Raw genomic sequence first — 14,505 nt, 5'->3', positions numbered from 1 at the left:
TGCCATGCAGTTGTATAGTGGTCGCGTTTAGGCCACACCGTCCCCGAACCACACCATTGGAGTCGCCCCGTGTTCGACACCGCACCCTTCCGCTCACCCTGGATGACCGAGGATCTCGAGGCCCTCCGCGACCACAGCCGCGCGTTCATGGCCAAGGAGCTCGCCCCCAACACCGAGCGCTGGTCCGAGCAGGGCCACGTGGACCGCGAATTCTGGAAGTCCGCCGGCGACGCCGGCCTGCTGTGCATCTCGATCCCCGAGGAGTACGGCGGGGGCGGCGGCACGTTCGCCCACGAGGCCGTGGTCGCCGAGGAGCAGGCCTATGCCCTGGATGACGGCTGGGGGAACTCCGTCCACAGCGCGATCGTGGCGCACTACATCCTCCAGTACGGCACGGAGGAGCAGAAGAAGAGCTGGCTGCCGAAGCTGGCCACCGGCGAGATGGTCGGGGCGATCGCCATGACCGAGCCGGGTGCCGGGTCGGACCTGCAGGCGCTGCGCACCTCCGCCGTCCGCGACGGCGACGACTTCGTGGTCAACGGCGCCAAGACGTTCATCTCCAACGGCATGCACGCCGACCTGCTCATCATCGTCGCCCGCACCGGCGGCGAGGGCGCGGCCGGCCTGTCCCTGCTGGTCGCCGAGGTCACCGACCTGCCGGGCTTCAATCGTGGTCGCAAGCTCGACAAGGTCGGCCTGAAGTACCAGGACACGATGGAGCTGTTCTTCGACGACATGCGCGTCCCGGCCGCGAACCTCCTCGGTGGCGCCGAGGGCGAGGGTCAGGGCTTCATCCAGCTCATGCAGCAGCTCCCGCAGGAGCGACTCATCATCGCGGTGACCGCCGTGGCAGCTGCGGAGACCGCCGTGAAGCTGGCCACCGACTATGCCAAGGAGCGCGAGGCGTTCGGCAAGCCGATCCTCAAGTTCCAGAACCTGCGCTTCGAGCTGGCCGAGTGCAAAACCGAGGCCCTGGCCGCCCGCACGCTGCTCGATCACTGCATCAGCCTGCACGTCGAGGGCAAACTGGACCCGGCCACCGCGTCGATGGCCAAGTACTACTGCACCGACAAGCAGTGCGAGATCATCGACCGCTGCCTCCAGGTCTTCGGTGGTTACGGCTTCATGACCGAATACCCGATCGCCCGGCTGTACGCCTCCGCGCGCGTGCAGAAGATCTACGGTGGCACCAACGAGATCATGAAGGAACTGATCTCCCGCACACTCTGACCGATCCGTCCGGGCGATCCCCCGGACGCGGGCTCACCGAGTCTGCGTCCGCCCCGGCCAGCACCGCCCAGCACCGCCCGGTCAGTGACCACGGCGGCGTCGACGAATTCGTCGGCGCCGCCGTTGTCGTCGCCGCCGTTGTCGTCGTTGCCCGGCTCGTCGTCGCCCGGCTCGTCGTCGCCCGGCTCGTCGTCGCCCGGCTCGTCGTCGACCCCTCTACACCTGTTCCAGGTCGGCGACGATCGCGCGCACGGCATCACGCCCGGCACGGTTGGCCCCCACAGTCGACTGGGACGGCCCGTAGCCGATGAGGAACAGCCGCGGCTCGTCCAGCGCGCGCCCGGCGTCCACGCGGATCCCTCCGGCGGCCGTGCGCAGCCCTAGCGGGGTGAGGTGCGCGATCGCGGGCCGGAACCCGGTGGCCCACAGGATCGCGTCGGCCTTCTCCAGCCGCCCGTCGGGCATGCGTACGCCGCCCGGTTCGATGCGGGTGAACATGGGGTGGCGCACCAGCACGCCGCGCTCCTCGGCGCGGAGGATCCACGGTCCGCGGTACTGGCCGGTCACGCTGATCACGCTCTGCGGTGCCAGTCCCTGACGCGTCCGTTCGGCGACGCGGTCGATCGCGGCGGAGAAATTGGTCGGCGCCGCCCCCGCCTCCCACTCGATCTCGCGGCGCGTCACCCACAGCGTGTCGGCGACGAGGGAGATCTCCTCGAGCAGCTGAGTGGCGGAGATACCGGCCCCTACGATCACCACGCGCTGCCCCGCGAACTCCTGCGCCGAGACGTAGTCGTGCACGTGCAGCTGCCTCCCGCGGAAGGTCTCCTGGCCCGGGTAGCGCGGCCAGAACGGGCGGGTCCACGTGCCGGTGGCGTTGATGACGTACCTCGCCGCCCACGTGACGACCTCGCCGCGCGACGCGCCGTCGGCGCCGGCACCACCGCCTGCGCCGGACCCGGTCGAGGATTCGACGACGACGAGGCGTTCCCCCTCCCCGCCACGGGGCCCGTCGCCGGCCCGCCGGACCGAGCCGACCCGGACCGGTCGGCGAACTGGCAGGTCGAAGCGCTCCTCATACTCTGCGAAGTAGGCGGGCATTGCCTCGCGACTGGGTTCGGCGCGGTCGACCTCGGGGACTTCCATGCCGGGCAGCCCGAAGATACCGTTGACGGTCTCCATCGTCAGCGACGCCCAGCGGTGTCGCCAGGCGCCGCCGGGCCCGGCCTCGGCGTCGAGCACCACGAACGTGCGCTCCTGCTCATCCCGCTGCTCGCCGGGCTCGGCCCCATAGCTGGGCTCGGTCCCTTCGACTGGCTCGGCCCACTCACCGGACGCCGCGCCGCCCACCGGCACGAACCCGCGTCGCCGCAGATGATAGGCGGCCGACAGCCCGGCCTGGCCGGCGCCGATCACCACCACGTCGACCTGACGGGGCGAGGGCGGGCCGGTGGCGGTCACTCCCCCATCTTGCCTTGGGCCTTTCCTCAGGCGCCGTCCGGCAACGCGGTGAAGTCGGGAAGGCGCCCCTCAGCGAACGCCGACAGCGCCTCGGTGTTGGCCGGACCGCCGAGCAGTTCGGCGAACATGCCGTTCTCGCGTCGCCGCGCCTCGGCGACGAGTTGCGCGACAGGTTCGGTCATCGCCCGCTTGACCGCGCGCAGGCTCGACACCGGTAGAGCCGCCAGTCGCGTGGCGTGCTCGGTCGCGGTGGGCACCAGTTCGTCCGGCGCGCACAACTTCCAGACCAGGCCCATCTCGTGCGCCTGCTCGGCGGTGATCCACTCCGACGAGAGCAGGACCCAGGCGGCGTTCTGGTGCCCGACGAGCCTGGGGATGAGGAAGCTGGACGCCGCCTCCGGCGCCACACCGAGGCTGGTGAACGGGCACTTGAGCCTGGCCCCCTCGGCGATGAAGGCCAGGTCGACGAACCCGAGCAGGGTCACCCCGATCCCCAGGCCGAGCCCGTTGACTGCGGCGACGAGCGGCTTGCTGAACGCGATGAGCGCGTCCACCAGCAGGTTGAAACCGTGCTCCTCGGTGTCGGACAGCGCACTCTCGTCGCTGCCACCGGCCACCATCTCGGCCATCTCCACGAGGTCCGTGCCGGCGCTGAACGCCCGGCCGCGACCGGTGAGCAACACGACCGCGATGCCGGGATCAGCGTCGGCCGCGGCAAGGGCAGCGGCCAGTTCCTTGTAGAGCGCACCGTTGAACGCGTTGAGCGCATCGGGCCGGTTGAGCGTGAGGGTCCGGACCCGGTCGGCGTCGTGCAACTCGAGTATCGAGGGACTGGCAGTCGATCCGGTCTCCGACGCGGCGCCTCCGGTCGCAGCGCCTCCGGTCTCAGGGCCTCCGGTCACGGCACTCACGCGTCGTCGCCCGTCTCGGGCTCGCCGAGGTAGACGGACTTAAGCTCCGTGTACTGAGACAAACCCTCGGGGCCGAACTCGCGGCCCACACCCGAGGCCTTGAATCCGCCGAACGGCGCCGCGAAGTCCATCGTGTACGTGTTGACGCCGTAGGTCCCGGTACGGACGCGGCGGGCCACGCCCAGACCGGCGTCCCGGTCGGCGGTCCACACCGTTCCCGCGAGCCCGTAGTCGGAGTCGTTGGCGATCCGCACGGCGTCGTCCACGTCGTTGTAGGCGATGACCGACAGGACGGGGCCGAAGATCTCCTCGCGGGCGATCCGCATGTCGTTGGTGACGCCCGAGAAGACTGTGGGCCGGATGTACCACCCGGATCCCAGCCCGTCAGGCATACCCGTACCACCGGTGAGCAGCCGCGCGCCCTCCTGCTGACCGATCTCGATGTAGGAACTGACCCGCTCCTGCTGACGCTGAGCGACCATCGGACCGATCTCGGTGGCTGGGTCGAGCGGGTCGCCCACGACCATGGAGCCGATGCCCTCGGCCAGCGCCTCGGCCACCTCGTCGTGGCGCTCACGGCTGACGAGGATGCGGGTCTGTGCGACACAGGCCTGGCCCGAGTTCATCACGCCGAGGAATTTCATCCCCTCGACGACGCTGGTCAGGTCGGCGTCGTCGAGCACGATCGCGGCGGACTTGCCGCCCAGTTCGAGCGAGCACCGCTTGAGCTGCTCGCCGCAGATGGCGCCGATCTTCCGGCCGGCCGCGGTCGACCCGGTGAAGGCCACCTTGTCGATGCCGGGGTGGCGCACCAGGTGCTCGCCGACCTCACGGCCGCCGGCCACGATGCTCACCACTCCCTCGGGTACGCCCGCCTCAATGAGCAGGTCCGCGAGCAGGTAGGTGTCCAGGGGCGTCTCGGGTGCGGGCTTGACGACGATCGTGCAGCCGGTGAGCAGTGCCGGGATGACCTTGGACAGGACGGTGAACTGCGGGACGTTCCACGGCGGGATGGCCGCCACCACACCCACTGGCTCGTGACGCACCATGACCTCACCGCCGAGCACGCCCGGGCGCACGTCCTCCCACGGGAACTCGCGGGCGATCCCCAGAAACGCCTCGATCTGCATCCACGGTGCGGGCGCCTGGGCGAGGGTGCTGAACGAGATCGGCGAGCCCATCTCCGTGGAGATGACGGTGGCCATCTCGTCCAGCTTGGCCGCGTACAGCCCGGACAGCTTCTGCACCACCTCGATGCGCTCGTCGGGGCTCATCCGAGGCCACGGTCCGTGGTCGAAGGCCTCGCGGGCGGCCGCGACGGCCGCGTCGATATCCGCGGTCGACCCCTCGGGGACGCGGGCCACGACCTCTTCGGAGTGGGGGCTGATCACCTCGATGACCGAATCGGTGGCAGGTGCCTGCCACGTCGTACCGATGAGCAGGGCGTCGCGGTCCAGTGAGGTTGTCACGGAGGATCTCCAATCGTCAGGATCAGCGGGCCGGCCGCGATGGATCGGCGACCAGACACCTGTCCACCCTATGTCGTGTATCACGTCATTGGGGGTGCCTTCCTGGTGCACGCGACCTCCCGGACCGTGCGCGTAGGCTCCACGAGGTGAACGAGACGGACGACGAGGTCACCCTCTGCTGCTTGCTCTGGGCACACGAGGGCATGGGACACGAACTGTCCGCGTACGAGGACGACGTCCTGGCTCTGCTGCCGCAGCACAGCGGCCGGGTGATCCAACACGCGTACGGCACCGGCGACGACGGGGCACCGGATGAAATCCAGCTGATCCACTTCGACTCCGCGGCCGGACTCGACTCCTTTCTCGCCGACCCACACCGGGTGCCCCTGAGCGCGCGGCGCGACCGCGCGGTCAGACGGACCGAGACCTTTCCGATCCGATTGCGCTAGTCGTCAGGACCACGGGCATCTGTCACCCGCGTGCCGCGAGCTCGCGCACGGCCACCTTCCAGGCCCGGACCACGGCCGCCGAGCCGACCCTGGGCTCCAGGGTCCCGGCGAGATGTGCCCCCGTGAGCAGGTCGATCGTGAACTGCACAAGCATCGGCGCTCGAGGATGGTCGTCGCCCGCCAGGCGCGTGACATTGCGGTGGACCGTGCCGAAGACGCGTTCCTGCAGCGGGATCAGCGCCTGCCGCAGGTCGGGATCCGTCCGTGATGCGACCCAGAGCTCGAGCGCCGCGGTGAACGGAGGAACCTGCAGCTCCTCCCAGACGAGGTCCACGATGTCGTCCCAGCTCGCGGCGGAATGGGCGCGATCGCGGGCGGAGTGTCGGCGTCGTTGTCATCGTTGCCAGCAGCGTTGTCGTCGTTACCGTCGTTGCCGGCGTTGCCGGCGGCGTTGTCGTCGTCCCCTCCGTCCGTCTCCACCGAGGTCAACACCCTCAGACGCCGCTCGATGATATCCTCCACCACCCCGGCCATGAGGGCGCCGCGCGTGGGGAAATGATGCAGCAACGTCCCCCGGGCGACCCCGGCGCGGTTCTGCACTTCACCCACGGTCGTCGCACCGTAGCCGCGGTCGATCAGGCTCCCACAGGCGGCCTCGAGGATCTTCGCTCGGGTCGCGACGGACCGTTCCTGCTTCGGGCGGCGGGGAGCGGGCATGGTCGTGACCCTACTCGCGCGCCCCCGAGGGAACGACTTGCTCACCGCACCGTCTGGTCGCCCGGTACTGCGGTCCGATGACGCCCGCGAGGTGTCGCGGCGTTCGCCGAGAAGCGCGAGCCCCGCTGGACGGGGCGCTGAGGCTCCCGTACGACGACGCAGGGCCCGTTTCCGAGTGTCGGAAGAAACGGGCCCTGCGTTCGTGGTAGCGGGGACAGGATTTGAACCTGCGACCTCTGGGTTATGAGCCCAGCGAGCTACCGAGCTGCTCCACCCCGCGTCGCCAGCCACCCACGTCGGGGCGACCTCACTGCGGCGTCGGATTCTCACTCGAGAACCCCTCACCAGCAGGACCCCGACGCTATCAAAGTCCGATGCGCATCTCTAATCGCAGGGATAGCTCCGGGCGGATGGCGGGTGTGTGGCCAGTAAACCGCTACTAACCCCCGAAGCAGCACCGAGAAATGGCCGAAGGCCCGGTCTCAGACTGGAGACCGGGCCTTCGGTGCGTGGTAGCGGGGACAGGATTTGAACCTGCGACCTCTGGGTTATGAGCCCAGCGAGCTACCGAGCTGCTCCACCCCGCGTCGATTGCGTGTATGACACTACGTGCCACCGGGAGAACAATGCAAATCGGTGAACGCGAATCGACCCGATCGTGACCAACCGCACACCAGAACCTGAATTACCGCAGGTCAGGCCCTGGTGCGCGGCCGCCGGATCAGTTGCCGTTGCCGAGCGCCTGGTAGGCGTCGACTGCCTTCTGAAGGTCGTCGAGTGCTGAGCCGAGATCCGCGAGGTCTCCGCCGTTCTGCGCGGACCGGACGGCCGAAAGCGCCGCGTTGAGCTCGCGCACCGCGGCCGCCTGGTCGGTGGCGTCGCCGCCACCGGTGGACGGCGGGGTGGACGGCCGGGACGCGGTGCCCTCCTCCGTGGACGAACTCGACGGACCGTCCTCTGCCTCGGCTTCCGCCTCCGCCGCACCGGTCTCGTCGATCCGGACCTCGTCGGGATCGGCCTCGATGCCCACCTGCTTGAGCGCCTCGTACAGGGTGGGCGCATACCCGACCGCGCGGTCATAGGTGACCATCACGCGCAGCAGACGCGGGAACGCCGAGTCCTGGTCCTTGCGCTGCGTGTAGATCGGCTCCACGTACAGCACCGAGTCGCCGGCCAGCGGCAGCGCCAGCAGGTTGCCCTCGGTTATCTCCGCCGTCTCACCCCACAGTCGCCGGTCCTGCGCGATGGCCGGGGAGGCGATCATGATGTCCTGCGCCTGGTTCGGACCCTGGGCCAGCGGTTCGGTCGGCCGCTGCACACGGACGACGATTTCCCCGTACGAATCGGGATCGGAACTCGCCGACATGTGGGCGGCGAGGAACTCCCGCTCGTAGCCACGGAACGCCGAGATGAGCTGGAACGACGGTTCGTCCGACTCGGGATCGGTCGGGTCCTTCGCGAGCACGTAGTACGGCGGCTGGCTGGGCCCCTCGCGCTCCGCGGGCTGCGCGCCCGGCGTGCCGGGGGCCCCGGTGTTCTGACCACCGAGCGGCCCCCCGGCGGGCGGGGTCTGCGGGTTCTGGATCGACGAGGTGACCGTCGGATCTGACGGGACGGACCAGAAGGCGTCGTTGGTGAAGAACTGGCCGGGGTCGTTGACCTGGTACTTGGCCAGCAGCTCACGCTGGACCTTGAACAGGTCCTCCGGGTACCGGAAGTGCTCCTGCAGTTCCTCGGGGATCTCGGACTTGGGCTGGACGATGTCCGGCAGGGCCTTGCTCCACGTCTGCAGGACCGGGTCCGTCTCGTCGAACTCGTACAGGTTGACCGTGCCGTCATAGGCGTCGACGGTGGCCTTGACCGAGTTGCGGATGTAGGAGACCTCCTCGTCCGGCAGGACGCGCCCGCCGGCGGCGTTGAGCGAGTCCGAGGTCATGGCCTCGAGCGAGCTCGACTCCGCGTACGGGTAGCTCTTCAGCGTGGTGTAGCCGTCCACGATCCACTTGATGCGGCCGTCGATCACGGCCGGATAGGTGTTGGTGTCCGTGGTGAGCCAGGGGGCGACCTTCTGGACGCGGTCCCGCGGGTCACGGTCGTAGATGATCTTGGACTCGTCGCCGATGATCCCCGACAGCAGGATGTTCCGCTCGGCGAACTTCAGCGCGTAGGCGGTGCGGTTGATCCACCCGCCGACGGGAACGCCGCCGGCACCGGTGTAGGTGTACTGCTCGGTGTCCGTGTCGTACTCGCGCGGCCCGTCACCGTTGTCCCCCACGATCGCGTAGTCCGGATCCGACTGCGCGATGAGCTCGCCGAAGTAGATGCGGGGCTGCGTGACCGGGATCATCATCTCCTGGTCGCTTGAGATCGCCTCCAGATCCGAGACCTGGTAGTTGGGCAGACCGCCGCGATCCGACCCGGCGTCATCGGCGATCTCGTTCACCCGGTTCGCCGGCGCGGCCACGAAGCCGTTGCCGTGCGTGTACACGGTGTGCCGGTTGATCCAGTCCCGCTGGTTGGCCTGCAGGGCCGACGGGTTGAGCTCACGGGCCGCCACGAGGAAGTCCCGCTTCTCCCCCTCGACCGTGTACCGGTCGATGCTCAACGTCTCGGGGAAGCCGTAGAAGTTCCGCAGCTGCTGCTGCTGGGTGAACGTCGGCGCCAGGACGTTGGGGTCGAGGACGCGGATGTTGGACAGGGTCGTGATGTCACTCGCGGCCTCCGCCGGATCCGGGTTCGCCGCGCCCCAGTTCTCCTCGTACGTGACCTTGTCGTCCCCGATGTCGTACGCCGCCCTGGTCGCCTCGATGTTGCGGGCGATGTACTCGCGCTCCTTCTCCGCACGGTTGGGCTTGACCGAGAACTGCTCGACGGCCATCGGCCACGCCGAACCCACCACGAGCGCGGAGAACAGCAGCAGGACGGTCGCCAGCGCCGGGATGCGCAGGTCCTTGATGACGATCGCCGAGAAGAACGCGATCGCGCAGACGATCGCGACCGAGAACATGAAGATCTTGGCCGGCATCACCGCGTTGACATCCGTGTACGAGGCACCCGTGAACGTGGAGTTCTCCCGGAACAGCAGCTCGTAGCGGTCCAGCCAGTACGCCGCCGCCTTGGCGAGCACGAACACGCCCGCCAGGATGACCAGTTGGATACGGGCCGCGCGGGTGAGCGCGCCCTCTCGCGCACCTGGTCGCACGCCGCCCACGATGTAGTGGGTGATGAGGTTGGCGAAGAACGCCAGGACCACGGCGACCATGACCCACGTGACGATCGCCCGCCACATGGGTAGCTCGAAGGCGTAGAAGGAGATGTCGAGCCCGAACTGCGGGTCGGTACGCCCGAAATCCGTGGAGTTGAAGAACGCCAGGACGGTCTTCCATCCGGTCTGCGCGATCGCGCCGGCCAGCAGGCCCAGCACGACGGGGATCCACGCCACGGTCTTGGCCGTCGAGGTGCCCATCGCAGCGCGGTACCGGGCCAGCGCGTCCGGCATCCCACCGTGCGCGAGGAACACCGGTCGGTATCGGTAGGCCAGCAGGAGACCCGTGGTCACTGCGAGGCCGACCAGCAGCCCCACCACCAGGAACAGGCCGATCCGCGTGAGCACCTCGGTGCGGAAGACACTGCTCGCGTCGACGCTGCGGAACCACAACCAGTCCGTGTAGGCGGAATTTAGCCTCGGGAGGACCTGGATGAGGATGATGAGGACGACGACGGCGACGGCGACGGCTCGACCGCGCCGCGAGATCGCGACGGGCCTACCGGGCGGGGTGCCGGGGGGACGGACGGACACCGGTGGGGCTCCTGGACTACTGGTGCGGACGAACTTGTGGCTCCACCTTACGGAAAAGCCCCGGCTCAGCCGCAGGTCGGTGGCTCACCCCCGGAGGCGACCTCCTCCAGCGCCTCCAGTGCGCCGGTGAGGTTCTCGACCTTGATGAGGGTGATCCCACCCGGCGGGTCCTGCAGGGCCTCGGCACAGTTGGCGGCGGGCACGAGGAACTCGGTCGCCCCCTCGTCGGCGGCCGCCCGGATCTTGTGTCGGATACCCCCGATCGGCCCGACCGTGCCGTCTGGGCGGATCGTGCCGGTGCCGGCGACGTCCCGGCCGCCGGTCTGCTCACCGGGCTTCAGTACGTCGACCACGGCGATCGCGAGAACCAGGCCCGCCGACGGACCGCCCACATCCGGCGCGACCGTGATCTGCACGTCCGTCCCGTCGGACGGTGCGTCGCCCACGATGATGCCGAGCCTGCCCTTGTGGGGATCGCCCTCCGGACCGGACGAGGCCAGCGTCACCGTCGTCGTCGTCTCCTCCCCGTCCCGCACCAGAGCCACGTCCACCTTCTCGCCCGGGCGGTGCGCGCCGACCTGGTCCACCACCTCGGTGGTGTCGGCCACGGGCACGCCGCCGATCGACGTGATGAAGTCGCCGGCGCGCAGGGTCCCCTCCGCCGGACCGGACGGGTCCACGTCCTCCACGCGCGGCGTCATGGGGATCCCCAGGTAGCGGTAGGCGGCGGCCTCCGCGTTGTTCTCCGAACCGACCATGTCCGCGGCGTTGGACTCCCGCATCTCGTCACGCGTCACATCGGGCGGGAACACCTGGTCCCGGGGCAGGACCACCTGGTCGGGATCCAGCCAGAACCGCGCCGCGTCGGCCAGGGTGAGCTTGTCCCGTACCGCGACCGTCGTCATGCGCAGCGCCCCGGTCAACTCGTCGGCCTCGTGGCCCGTCACCTCGATGACGGGCACGGACTCGGTGACCCCGTCCTCTTTGACTACCCGGGTCTCGCCGAACGTGTCGTACGTCGGTCCCGGCCCCATCGACACGAGCGGCACCGTGGCCGACGTGGCGAGGACGAGTAGCAGTACGGCGGGGACCAGCGCGGCGACGAGGGTCAACAGGCGGCGACTCACGCACGACAGGATAGTCCGCTCGCCCGCGGACCTGCGTCGCGGCCGGACCCCCGAGCCCGGCACACGGTACCGTTGTGGCATGAATCAGCCCTTCGGTTTCTCCGCTTCCGACGACGACGGGCGGGACGACGACCGGGACTCCGGCCCGGGTGGCTCCGGTGGCCCGGGCGCGGGCGGTCCAGGCTCGGGCGGTCCGGGCGGCTTCGGCTTCGGTGGCGCCGGCGGTTTCGACCCCTCCCAGTTCGGCGACCTCGGCAAGATGATCTCCCAGTTCGGCCAGATGCTCGGCACCATGGGCTCGGCAATGTCCGGCCCCGGCACCGGGGGCCCGGTCAACTACCAGCTGGCCCGGACCGTCGCCCTGCAGGGACTCGGACGCACCCCCGTCATCACCGACGCCCAGCGCTCCGCCGCCGAGGACTCCGTGCGACTGGCCGAACTCTGGCTCGACGACACGACGGTCTTCCCCACCGGCATCCACCGCACCGAGGCGTGGACCCCCCAGCAGTGGGTCGAGCAGTCCCTGCCCACCTGGGAGAAGGTGTGCACCCCCGTCGCCGAGCAGATGAACTCCGCCACCCGCGGTGCCATGCCCGAGGAGGCCAAGCAGATCGCCGGCCCGCTGCTGGGCATGCTCGACCAGATGGGCGGCATGGGCTTCGGCCTGCAACTGGGACAGGGCCTCGGCAAGCTCGCGCCAGCCGTGTTGTTCTCCTCCGAGGTCGGCATCCCGTTCGGTGACGACGGCGTGGCCGCGCTGGCCCCCACCGCGATCGACGCCTTCGCCGACGAACTCGAACTCCCCCGCCAGGACGTCGTGGTGTTCCTCGCCGCCCGCGAGGCCGCGCACCAGCGGCTCTTCGCCGGCGCCCCGTGGCTGCGTGCACGGATCCTGGCCACCGTCGACGAGTACGCCCGCGGCATCCGCGTGGACACCTCGGGACTCGACGACTTCGCGGCCGGACTCGACCCCTCGGTCCTCCAGGACCCGGCCAAGCTGCAGGAGATGCTCTCCGGCGGCGCCGGTGCGATCGGCCCCAAGGTGACCAACGTCAATGAGGCCGCCCTAGGCCGCCTCGAGACCCTGCTCGCGCTGGTCGAGGGCTGGGTCGACGCCGTGGTGACCGCCGCCGTGGGCGACCGCCTGCCCAGCGCGGACAAGCTCCGTGAGACCTGGCTGCGCCGCCGCGCGACCGGCGGTGCCGCCGAGCAGGCCTTCTCCTCGCTCGTCGGGCTCGAACTCCGCCCGCGACTGGCGCGCGAGGCCTCGGAACTGTGGCGTCGTGTCGGCGAAGCCGTGGGGACCGAGCGTCGCGACGGCCTGTGGCACCACCCCGACCTCCTTCCCGTGGGCGAGGACCTCGAGAACCCGGCCGCCGTGATCGACCGACTGCTCGACGAGTCCACCGGCGATTCCAGCGGGGTGGACGAGATCGAGAAGTTCCTCCGCGACGCGGGTGGCGAGGCCGGTCAGGGCGGTGCCCCCTCCGACGGACCGAAGGACGAGACCTAGGGCGTTCGACCCCGGACGCTAGTCCCCCGACTCGATGAGGTCGTCCATCCCCTCGCCGTCGGCTCCGCCTGGTGAGTCGGGCCCGCCCAGTGCGCCGGACGTGCCCGGTGAGTCGGGCCCGCCACCGCCTGTGGCACCCGCCCCGGAGCGGAGCACACGCGAGTACGCCTCCAGGTACCCCATCGCGCGCTCGGTCCGTGGGTAGCGCCGCACCAGCTCCCAGAACTCGGGCGGGTGCCCGCCGGGGACTACCAGGTGCGCCAGTTCGTGCACCACGACATAGTCCAGGACGTACGCGGGCACGTCCCGCAGCGTCTCGCTGATCCGTATCTCCCCGGAGCCCGGCGAGCACGATGCCCAGCGGGTGGTCATGGCCGGCACCCATCGCACCGACGTCGGCGCGGCGCTACCGTCCAGCCACCGCCGCGACAGTTCTCGTGACCGGGTCATGAGTTCGGCATCCGAGGACCGGCTCCCCCGGCGTTTCCCGGACCTCGCCAGCTTGGCCAGCATGTCGGTGACCAGGCGACGCTCCTCCGCCCGCCGCAGGCCGGCCGGCATGAGTACCACGACCTTGTCCCCCTCCACACGCGCCGTGACCGTGCGCTTGCGCCGCGCGGATCGACGCACCTCGATCCGCGGATCGTCGGGGCGCGTGGGCAGCCCGTCGTGGGCGTCGGTCGCAGGCGGCACGGCGACCACGGTAGACCACCGGCTGCGAGACGACGTCGCCGCGGCGACGGTATTCCACAGCCACGAAGGGCCGCCCGAGGCCTGTGGATAACCCGTCTCGCACGGGCGAGTGCGCCGCGTGGGCGTGCCACGATGGGCTGCATGACCGCTCCCCCGACGCCGATGCAGACACCGACCCAGACGTCGACACGGACTCCGACACGCAGTACAGCGGCCCCGGGGTCCACCCGGGTCCGCGCGACGCTGCGCCCGGGAACCGTGGTGGTGATCCGCGACGCCACGTCGGTCCAGGTCGGGCTGGCACCGGGCCGCACGACGGCTGTGCGGGCGCCGTCGGGGTGCGGCCCACGCGGACTCGCGGCATTGCTCAACGGCCTGTCCGGCGGAGCCGAACTCGAGCGCGCGGCGACCCGCGCCGGAATCGACGACGACGACCTGCCCGCCGTGGCCAGGATTCTCGTCCGACTGGCCGAACTGGGGCATGTCGGGCTCGACGGCGCCGGGATCACGAGGGGGCACCCGGTCGATCCGGTTACACGCCCGTCACCGGTGCGGCGGGTGCACATCGTGGGGTCCGGGCAGATCTCTGAGGTCCTGCGCGGACCGCTGGCGGTCAACGGCTCGCGCGTCGGCGTCAGCGCGAGCCCGGGCCTCGAGTTCAATCCCGAGAAGCCGCCGTGGCGGAGCAAGGGCGCGCGACCCGACCTGGTGATCCTCACCGACTCGGTCTCGGTGGACCCGGTCGTTGCCGCCACGCTCAACCGGAACCGGCAGCCGCACCTGCACGTCCACGGTCGAGACGGCCGCGTGATCGTGGGTCCCACGGTGGTCCCCGGATCCAGCCCCTGCCTGCGGTGCACCGACCTGTACCGGGCGAGCCGGGACCCGCAGTGGCCGTTCGTCGCCGCTCAACTGGTCGAGCACTATTCGGAGGTCGGAGTACCCGCCCTCACCGCCGCTGCGGCGCTCGTGTTGTCCGAGGTCGCGGCTACCCGTCAGCCCGACACCGCGCTGCAGACCATCGGCGCGACGGTCGAGATCAACCCGGCGGAGGGGCTGTGGGAGCGGGTGGAGTGGCCCGTCGACCCAGCGTGCGGCTGTGGCGCACCGTCCACCAGTCACACTCTGTCATGATT

Annotated in this window: 13 protein-coding genes and 2 tRNA genes; 4 read left to right on the top strand and 11 right to left on the bottom strand. The window is 70.0% G+C overall.

The features are described from left to right. The first annotated feature begins 102 nt into the window (after positions 1-102). Positions 103-1,230 carry an acyl-CoA dehydrogenase family protein gene (locus OPF83_RS02355; RefSeq protein ID WP_264885610.1) on the top strand — a complete coding sequence of 376 codons (1,128 nt, stop codon included), beginning with the start codon at positions 103-105 and terminating at the stop codon, positions 1,228-1,230. Here OPF83_RS02355 and OPF83_RS02350 read toward each other — a convergent pair. From OPF83_RS02350 to OPF83_RS02335, 4 genes are all read right to left on the bottom strand, one after another. Further along, the gene (locus OPF83_RS02350) at positions 1,179-1,487 is read right to left on the bottom strand and encodes a hypothetical protein (RefSeq protein WP_264885609.1); all 309 of its coding nucleotides are present in this window, start codon (positions 1,485-1,487) and stop codon (positions 1,179-1,181) included. The genes OPF83_RS02355 and OPF83_RS02350 overlap by 52 nt on opposite strands. After that, on the bottom strand, positions 1,447-2,691 hold the full coding sequence (locus OPF83_RS02345) for an NAD(P)/FAD-dependent oxidoreductase (RefSeq protein ID WP_264885608.1): 1,245 nt from the start codon (positions 2,689-2,691) through the stop codon (positions 1,447-1,449). The genes OPF83_RS02350 and OPF83_RS02345 overlap by 41 nt, the downstream gene beginning before the upstream one ends. Before the next feature lie 26 nt (positions 2,692-2,717). After that, positions 2,718-3,515, bottom strand: a complete 798-nt coding sequence (locus OPF83_RS02340; RefSeq protein WP_264885973.1) for an enoyl-CoA hydratase/isomerase family protein — start codon at positions 3,513-3,515, stop codon at positions 2,718-2,720. 83 nt (positions 3,516-3,598) lie between these two features. Then, a complete protein-coding gene (locus tag OPF83_RS02335; protein ID WP_375546193.1) occupies positions 3,599-5,071 on the bottom strand; it encodes an aldehyde dehydrogenase in 1,473 nt (490 codons plus the stop codon). Between the two features lie 146 nt (positions 5,072-5,217). On the opposite strand from OPF83_RS02335, the gene OPF83_RS02330 reads away from it, so the two are divergent. Beyond that, positions 5,218-5,520 carry a hypothetical protein gene (locus OPF83_RS02330; protein ID WP_264885607.1) on the top strand — a complete coding sequence of 101 codons (303 nt, stop codon included), beginning with the start codon at positions 5,218-5,220 and terminating at the stop codon, positions 5,518-5,520. Positions 5,521-5,542: 22 nt separating this feature from the next. Here the strand turns inward: OPF83_RS02330 and OPF83_RS02325 are convergent, their stop codons facing one another. The 6 genes from OPF83_RS02325 to OPF83_RS02305 all read right to left on the bottom strand — a co-directional run bounded on the left by OPF83_RS02325 (position 5,543) and on the right by OPF83_RS02305 (position 11,163). After that, positions 5,543-5,854 (bottom strand): hypothetical protein, encoded by a 312-nt coding sequence (locus OPF83_RS02325; RefSeq protein ID WP_264885606.1) that lies wholly within the window; start codon positions 5,852-5,854, stop codon positions 5,543-5,545. Further along, complete coding sequence (locus OPF83_RS17440) at positions 5,755-6,237, bottom strand: TetR/AcrR family transcriptional regulator (RefSeq protein ID WP_375546192.1); 483 nt, start codon at positions 6,235-6,237, stop codon at positions 5,755-5,757. Before OPF83_RS17440 ends, OPF83_RS02325 begins: the two co-directional genes overlap by 100 nt. A gap of 203 nt (positions 6,238-6,440) precedes the next feature. After that, a tRNA-Met gene (locus tag OPF83_RS02320) sits at positions 6,441-6,517 on the bottom strand. A 230-nt stretch (positions 6,518-6,747) separates the two neighbouring features. After that, positions 6,748-6,824: transfer RNA gene (locus OPF83_RS02315), tRNA-Met, on the bottom strand. Between the two features lie 134 nt (positions 6,825-6,958). Then, on the bottom strand, positions 6,959-10,036 hold the full coding sequence (locus OPF83_RS02310) for a UPF0182 family protein (RefSeq protein ID WP_264885605.1): 3,078 nt from the start codon (positions 10,034-10,036) through the stop codon (positions 6,959-6,961). Positions 10,037-10,101: 65 nt separating this feature from the next. Further along, positions 10,102-11,163, bottom strand: a complete 1,062-nt coding sequence (locus tag OPF83_RS02305; protein WP_264885604.1) for a PDZ domain-containing protein — start codon at positions 11,161-11,163, stop codon at positions 10,102-10,104. Between the two features lie 79 nt (positions 11,164-11,242). Here OPF83_RS02305 and OPF83_RS02300 point away from each other — a divergent pair, with 79 nt between their 5' ends. Further along, positions 11,243-12,676: a zinc-dependent metalloprotease gene (locus OPF83_RS02300; RefSeq protein WP_264885603.1), complete on the top strand. Its 1,434-nt coding sequence runs from the start codon at positions 11,243-11,245 to the stop codon at positions 12,674-12,676. 18 nt (positions 12,677-12,694) lie between these two features. Here OPF83_RS02300 and OPF83_RS02295 read toward each other — a convergent pair whose 3' ends face one another. Then, a complete protein-coding gene (locus OPF83_RS02295) occupies positions 12,695-13,369 on the bottom strand; it encodes a M48 family metallopeptidase (RefSeq protein WP_264885602.1) in 675 nt (224 codons plus the stop codon). Positions 13,370-13,510: 141 nt separating this feature from the next. On the opposite strand from OPF83_RS02295, the gene OPF83_RS02290 reads away from it, so the two are divergent. Beyond that, entirely contained in the window at positions 13,511-14,503 is a 993-nt protein-coding gene (locus tag OPF83_RS02290; protein ID WP_264885601.1) for a hypothetical protein, read from the top strand. Positions 14,504-14,505: the final 2 nt, after the last annotated feature.

Origin of the sequence: Dietzia sp. NCCP-2495 (genome assembly GCF_026011735.1) — a bacterium.
Classification (GTDB): domain Bacteria; phylum Actinomycetota; class Actinomycetes; order Mycobacteriales; family Mycobacteriaceae; genus Dietzia.
Note: the sequence above shows the minus strand (reverse complement) of the source record. Positions and strands in the feature narration are given on the sequence as shown.

Excerpts from the sequence above, each read along its gene's own strand:
- OPF83_RS02355 (WP_264885610.1), top strand. The coding sequence starts at position 103 with ATGACCGAGGATCTCGAGGCCCTCCGCGACCACAGCCGCGCGTTCATG.
- OPF83_RS02350 (WP_264885609.1), bottom strand. The coding sequence starts at position 1,487 with ATGCCGTGCGCGCGATCGTCGCCGACCTGGAACAGGTGTAGAGGGGTC.
- OPF83_RS17440 (WP_375546192.1), bottom strand. The coding sequence starts at position 6,237 with ATGCCCGCTCCCCGCCGCCCGAAGCAGGAACGGTCCGTCGCGACCCGA.
- OPF83_RS02300 (WP_264885603.1), top strand. The coding sequence starts at position 11,243 with ATGAATCAGCCCTTCGGTTTCTCCGCTTCCGACGACGACGGGCGGGAC.
- OPF83_RS02290 (WP_264885601.1), top strand. The coding sequence starts at position 13,511 with ATGACCGCTCCCCCGACGCCGATGCAGACACCGACCCAGACGTCGACA.